Source organism: Pseudoalteromonas sp. SWN29 (assembly GCF_015864465.1).
Classification (GTDB): Bacteria; Pseudomonadota; Gammaproteobacteria; order Enterobacterales; family Alteromonadaceae; genus Pseudoalteromonas.
Genome location: NZ_JADYXE010000184.1, coordinates 280 through 535 on the forward strand (window position 1 = coordinate 280; position 256 = coordinate 535).

A 256-nucleotide genomic window follows, 5' to 3' on the forward strand; every position below is an offset into this window, starting at 1 on the left:
CCTAGCAATCCAAGCGGGTCTACCTCTGAACATTGACAAGTTACTTGACGCACAACTGCAAGGCTGATAAGGTATATCTTCAAGGTCGGCACTGACTGCTGGCCTTTATAGATAAACTTTCTTAACAACGTGAGGCAACAATGACTAACGTAATCAACGCACCAAAGAACGACTTCTCTGACATCGCTAACGCAATCCAGCCATACAACATTCTGGCTGACCATTACGGTGCACAGCTTGCAGCTACTCAGCTTGA